Genomic DNA, 821 nt, shown 5'->3' with positions numbered 1-821 from the left:
GGGGTTCGCCGCCGTTGGCGTCGATGGTGTAGAGCTGCGAGCCGCCGTCGCGGCTCAGGGTGACGGCCAGCGTGCGCCCGTCCGGCGACCAGGCGGGCGCGCTGTTGGAGCCGCGGAAGTTGGCGATCAGGCGCCGCCGGCCGGTGGCCACCTCGTGCACGTACACCACCGGCTTGCGCGACTCGAAGGAGACGTAGGCGAGTTGCCCGCCCGAGGGCGACCAAGCGGGCGAGATGATGGGCTCGGGGCTGGACAGGGCCGATTGGGCGTTCTCGCCATCGGCGTCCGCCACCCACAGGCTGTAGCGCGAGCCCACCTTGGTCACATAGGACAGGCGGGTCGAGAAAATGCCGCGCTCGCCCGTGAGCTTCTCGTAGATGTAGTCGGCGATGCGGTGCGCCACCAGGCGCAGGTCGGCCTGCGTGACGACGAAGCCCTGGCCGCCCAGGTCCTGCGCGCGCACCACGTCCCACAGGCGAAAGCGCACGTCGTAGCGGCCATCGGCCAGGCGCGTGATGCTGCCGGAGGTGAGCGCGTCGGCATTGCGCTGGCGCCACAGCCCCAGGTCCGGGCGCGAGGACTCGTCCAGCGACTGGTCGGAGGCGGGGATGCCGACGAAGCGCCCGCTGCGCTCCAGGTCGGCCTGCACGATGGCCGAGATCTTCTGCGGCGACTGCCCCTCGCCGCGAAACGGAGCGAGCGCGATGGGCAGCTGCGTCAGGCCGACGCCGGTGATCTCCACGCGGAACTGGGCCAGCGCCGGCAGCGCGCAACTGCCCGCCAGCGCCAGCGTGGCGCCACGGCGCGACAGGCGGACCGCC

The 821-nt window shown here is 72.5% G+C and carries 1 pseudogene; it reads right to left on the bottom strand.

Annotated elements, in window-relative coordinates:
- Window positions 1-811 (bottom strand): annotated as a pseudogene (locus A612_RS07830) (PD40 domain-containing protein); the annotation flags it as partial.
- Between the last annotated feature and the right edge of the window lie 10 nt (window positions 812-821).

Source organism: Melaminivora alkalimesophila (assembly GCF_000282995.1).
Taxonomy (GTDB): Bacteria; Pseudomonadota; Gammaproteobacteria; order Burkholderiales; family Burkholderiaceae_C; genus Melaminivora; species Melaminivora alkalimesophila.
The sequence above is the reverse complement of the archived record's forward strand: the minus strand, read 5'-3'. Positions and strand labels throughout refer to the sequence as shown.